Genomic DNA, 5,555 nt, shown 5'->3' with positions numbered 1-5,555 from the left:
GTACTTTTACCAGTTTTCAAATTTAATTTTGCCATAAAATGTTGCCATTGAAGGGCAACCTATTTTAGGCAAGCACAACACTAGACTCTAGACTTTAAACTTTAGACTATTATTAAAAAAGACTGTCTTAATAGTAATACTTCCAGATTTCATTTAGATGGATAATATTGCATATTAAGACAGTCTCTTAAATTTTTACTATTTATTTCTTCTGATACTCTTTGTCTAAAAATAAATAACGATTATCATTTGGCGTTTTGATGGCCTTTGATTGTACTTTAATAATCATCACATCTGGATTAGCCTCGTCTTTAGCCACTGGCCAATTTTCTAAACCTGCTCCGTTCGGATTTCCCGTTTTAATAAAGTTGGCAAAATAATTTTGCATCGTTTGTGATACTTTATAATCGTCTTCGTTCCAATCGTACGTAGTATTGCCTGCTAAATTGCCCATCGCGTACTCAATCTCTGCTGAGTGAACAGCGCCTTTTGGCTTTGCTGGTTTCGGAGCATTTTTATCTCTTTTTACTACTCCCCCTGCCAAGGCAGCCTCAAGGTCTTGCGCTTTCATGTCGGGTCTAGGATGTGCATAAAAATAACGATACACTGGCTGTGTGCTATTTTTACGGTGTTCGTCAAACCATTTCCAAGTAGAATAAGCAATAAAGCGGTCGCCAGCCAATGCCGTTGCCGACTGTTCTGTTTCTTCGGCTGTACCTGCAGGGTATAATTTCAACACTTCCTGTGCTTTGTCTCCGTACAATTCTTTTACAGTATTGGTATACACTTCCGCCGTAGCTTCCTTTCCTTTGGTTAAAGCCTTATAATTCATTTCTTCTGAATTCCACCCTAATAATAATGGCACATTGGCATGTTCTTTACTCGCATAAATCTCTGGTAATGTTTTTGGCAAGAAATATCCATCAATTGTTGATTTGAAATTCCACACACCAAATTCCATCATTTTCTGATAAATTTCATAAGTAGTCATCGCACGCAATTCTTTCAATGTACTCACTCCTGCTTTTTGAGCAAAGGCAACGCCTGTTTTTTCTCCATCTTGTAAAGTAACAGCTGCTAATGTTGGAAAAACCAATCCACCACTTTCGCCAATAGCACCCGCAATTAAGTTTTTAGATAATGGCGAAACCACTTGCGCACTTACTGAAACAGAACCTGCAGACTCGCCCGCTATCGTAATTTTGTTAGGGTCACCACCAAAATTAGCAATATTAGCTTTTACCCATTTCAATGCTGCGTTTTGATCTAAGTAACCATAATTACCAGAAGCTTTATGAGGAGATTCTTTCGTAAGCTCAGGATGTGAGAAGAAACTAAAAATGCCTAATCTATAATTCAAAGTAACTGTAACGATTCCTTTTTTCGACATACTTTCGCCGTCATATCTTGGTTCAGAGCCATCGCCTGCGATAAAACCTCCGCCATAGAAATATACTAACACTGGCAATTTTTCTTGACTGCTTACTTTAGGTGTCCAGACGTTTAAGTATAAACAATCTTCACTCATGCCATTACTTCTAAAACCCATATCTCCAAAAATAGCTGGTTGTACGGCTTTAGGGCCAAACTGTTTGGTTTCTAAAACGCCTGTCCAGTTTTTTACAGGTTGCGGTTCTTTCCACCTTAAATCACCAACAGGAGGCTGAGCAAATGGAATACCCTTGAAACTATGGGTATTGGTACGAACATCAAATTCACCTTCCACAATGCCATTTACCGTTTTGGCTTGAATTGGCAATACATATCCGTTTTTGAGGGATTGAGCAGTAATGTTTAGATTCATTAATACACAGAGTAAGCATAACAGTCTGATGCTAAATTTCATTTTATTTGTTAGTTTTACGAAAGATTGAACTTATTGTCTCATTTTGTGACAATAATAAAATGATTTACAGAAAAATACAATTAAATCTTATTATTTTTTAAAAATGACAAAAAGGGCTATTCATAAAAAGTATGCAAACACCGCAAAAGAATCAGGCTTTTTGCCTCATATTGCCTACGATTCAGTCATTTTTGGGTTTGACGGAGAGACTTTGAAGATTCTTATTTTAGAGTATCACAATACCAAACTCTTTGCATTGCCCGGAGGATTTGTCAAAGTGCATGAAAGCTTAAACGATGCTGTAAGAAGAGGTTTGCACGACAGAACGGGTTTAGAAAATATTTATCTCGAACAGTTTCATACTTTTGGTTCTTTAGAAAGGTTTGTCCCTGCAACCATAGAACAGATAATGTTAAATAATGGACATTTAAACTCGGGCGAAGAACATTGGCTTTTAGAGCGCTTCATTTCGGTGGGATATTATGCCTTAATCAATTTTAATGAAGTAAACCCACAACCAGATACATTATCGGATAGGTGCGAATGGTATCCCGTTAATGAATTGCCTCCTCTGATGCTAGACCACGATGAAATGGTACAGAAAGCCTTGCAGACGCTTCGCGACAACATCAATAAAAAATTGGTTGGCGCTAATTTACTACCAGAGAAATTTACGATGAAGCAATACCAGCAGGTATATGAAGCTATTTTAGGAGAAAAGATTCGTAGAACTACTTTCCAACGACAAATACTAGGTTTGGATATTTTAAAAAGGCACGAAAAGCAATTTTTAGGCAAGGCTCATAAAGCTCCTTTTCTGTATAGTTTTATTAAATAGCTTTCAAACACAAAGTCCATCGAAAAATTTTTCGATGGACTTTGCATTAATACTAAACAACATTCATCTCTACCATTTTCTCTTCCTTCACATAAGTAGTCAGCCAAGTATCCATTTCCCAAAGCATGTGTAAAATAGATTCTTTGGCTTGGTATCCGTGGCTTTCATAAGGCAATTGAACATAACGCACCGTTGCCCCTAGTCCTTTCAAGGCATTATAATATCGTTCAGACTGCATCGGGAAAGTTCCCATATTGTTATCTGCTTCGCCATGTATCAATAGCAAAGGCGTTTTCATTTTATCGGCATAATTAAATGGCGACATTTTGTAATAGGTTTCAGGGGTTTGCCAAATCGAACGTTCTTCTCCTTGAAAGCCAAAGGGAGTCAATGTTCTATTATATGCCCCGCTCCTAGCAATTCCAGCTTTGAACAAATCACTATGTGATAATAAATTAGCAACCATGAAAGCTCCATAGGAATGCCCCATCACGCCCACTCTATTTGAATCCACTACACCTAACCTAACCCCTTCGTCAATAGCTGCTTTTGCACCTGCGACTAATTGTTCCAGATAAGTATCATTGGGTTCTACATTTCCTTCACCCACAATCGGAATCGAAGCTCCTTCTAAAATAGCAAAGCCTTGTGTTACCCAAAAGATTGGCGAGCCCCAATAAATAGAGGTAAATTCATAAGGCGAACCTGAAATTTGCCCAGCATTGCTTTTATCCTTAAATTCTAAGGGGTAAGCCTCTAACAAACAAGGCAAGGCTCCTTGTTCTTTTTGATAATCGGCTGGTAAATAAAGATTAGCCGTAAGCTCTACTCCATCAGGTCGCTTGTATTTTAATACTTGTTTGGCTATTCCTTTTAATGCTGGATAAGGATGCGGGAAAAAAGTTAGCTGAGTGATATTTTTATTAAGCAAATCTCTGACAAAATAATTGGGATTATCTTGCTTGGACTCTCTCACAGTCAGCACAATTTGTTTGTCATTATCCAGAATAGCAATGGGTCTTTCATAAAACGGTGCTTCTGAACGCCACAACCGAGTTGTTTCCTTAGTAGTTAGGTTTAAAATATCCACAAAAGGTCTATCTCCCTCCGCAGATGCTCCGTCGCCTGTCATAAATACGGTATTGTCCTTCTGTACATCCATCACCAATTTACCATACTGGTTTTTTTTCGTAGATGGATTACCCGGCTCATTGTATTTATCTTCAGAAGAACGATCGAATAAAATTTGAGCTTCGTGTTGTCCGCTGGGGTCAATAATTTTTGTAATTACTCTTCTGGTTTTATGCCAATATTCTTCCATCAAGGCTAATGTTTCGTTAGCCCAAATAATGCCCGTATAGCGATAATTCGTTTCAGCAATTGTACTGTAGTTTCCCGTAAAGGGTGCTGATAAGGCAAATACTTTGTCCCGAATAGTTACTTCATTTTTAGGGTCGCCACCATCTTGGGCTTCAATCCAATATATGGTAGCTGGTACGTCGGCTCGCCAGTTGAATCCCCGAGGCTCTTTCTGAACGGCATCAAATAAAATCGGAACGTTTTCTATCAGTGGGTTATCTACCAAAGTTTTTACCAATACACCATCTATTCCAAAAATTTCTATTTTTTGAGGAAAACGATTGTAAGGAACAAGATAAGAAAAAGGTCGATGAATAGTTTTCACCAAAATATATTTCCCGTTTGGTGAAGTACTGGCCGTCCGAATAATGTTTGCTTTAATGATTGTTTCGGTTTCTCCTTCAAGGTTTATCTTCACGACCACAGACGTAGCATAAAACTCAAAAAGCTTTTCGTCACTTTCATTTTTAAGTAAATCCTGATAGGTCCTGCTCGGATTGGTCTTCCCTAAATTTTCAACAATGGTAGGCCCTGTAGGTATTGCGTTTTTCTGAGGAGGATTTCCTCGATTTGGGTCAACAGTTTTGGCTATCAAAGATTTGCCATCAGATAGCCAGACGTACGGATGCCCAAAAACAGCATTCATCCCTAAATCAGAGACTTTTCTAGCCGTTGCCGTGGTAATATCGAGCACCCAAAGCTCTATTTTATCAGGTGTTGAATTACAAAAAGCTATCTTAGAATCATCTGGCGACCAGCTTGCATAGCTTAATAATGGTTTTTCAGGCAAACCTTTAATCATTACCTCGTCTGTCCCTAGCACTTTCCTTAATTTGATACTCACAAAATAAGCTGTTCTGCTTGGCCCATTATTAGTCGGATTAATTCTCAGTCCTGCTAATTTAAGTTCGGGTTGAGCTAATTGTTCTATCGATGGCTGAGCCGAACGTTGAAGCAACACCATCCATTCTCCTTTTGAATCAACACTTACACTGGGTGTAACGTTTGCAGTCACTAAATCTGCAATAACTTTTGGTGGCATTTTGTAGCCCTCATTTTCACAAATATCCATATCGTCACAAAGTGTTGAAAAGTGTAAAGTTTATTAAAACAACTCACTTATTAGTTGTTAGGTTAATCCATGAATGTACAAATAAAATTTTATTTTCTTTATCAAAGCTTACAATGCTTTAAAATAGCATCTTCGTCAAAATTCCATGAATAAATAATATTAGTACCTTTTTAGAAAAAAAAGGACATGACCGTATCCATAATACTTTGCAATTATACGTCGTATGTTCATATTCGTCATTTATTATACTCTGGAAGAGTGTTTTAAATATGTAACAATTTTAAAACTTGAATCGACAAATTAACATATGACAATACATAAACATAGGTATTTAGTAAATATTTTGCTTCAGTGATTAACCATTTTATTTTTTGAAAAGTGCATTTTTTGATGATTAATGATTGTTTTTATGTAAAATATTTGTTGAATAAATTATATTT

At 37.2% G+C, this 5,555-nt stretch carries 3 protein-coding genes; 1 reads left to right on the top strand and 2 read right to left on the bottom strand.

Annotation, left to right across the window (positions count from 1 at the left end):
* Nucleotides 1-202: 202 nt before the first annotated feature.
* Entirely contained in the window at nt 203-1,846 is a 1,644-nt protein-coding gene (locus tag AC07XN_RS23155) for a carboxylesterase/lipase family protein (protein ID WP_494744774.1), read from the bottom strand.
* Between the two features lie 103 nt (nt 1,847-1,949).
* Between AC07XN_RS23155 and AC07XN_RS23150 the strand changes: the two genes are divergently transcribed.
* Complete coding sequence (locus tag AC07XN_RS23150; RefSeq protein ID WP_494744773.1) at nt 1,950-2,684, top strand: NUDIX hydrolase; 735 nt, start codon at nt 1,950-1,952, stop codon at nt 2,682-2,684.
* A 52-nt stretch (nt 2,685-2,736) separates the two neighbouring features.
* Here AC07XN_RS23150 and AC07XN_RS23145 read toward each other — a convergent pair whose 3' ends face one another.
* Nucleotides 2,737-5,115: a S9 family peptidase gene (locus tag AC07XN_RS23145; protein WP_494744772.1), complete on the bottom strand. Its 2,379-nt coding sequence runs from the start codon at nt 5,113-5,115 to the stop codon at nt 2,737-2,739.
* Nucleotides 5,116-5,555: the final 440 nt, after the last annotated feature.

The sequence above is a fragment of the Arcicella sp. GW458-12-2-14-TSB2 genome (assembly GCF_059423785.1).
The sequence above is the reverse complement of the archived record's forward strand: the minus strand, read 5'-3'. Positions and strand labels throughout refer to the sequence as shown.

What these genes read in the sequence shown, in the direction of transcription:
- AC07XN_RS23155 (WP_494744774.1), bottom strand. Translation starts at nt 1,846, where the DNA reads ATGAAATTTAGCATCAGACTGTTATGCTTACTCTGTGTATTAATGAAT.
- AC07XN_RS23150 (WP_494744773.1), top strand. Translation starts at nt 1,950, where the DNA reads ATGACAAAAAGGGCTATTCATAAAAAGTATGCAAACACCGCAAAAGAA.
- AC07XN_RS23145 (WP_494744772.1), bottom strand. Translation starts at nt 5,115, where the DNA reads ATGGATATTTGTGAAAATGAGGGCTACAAAATGCCACCAAAAGTTATT.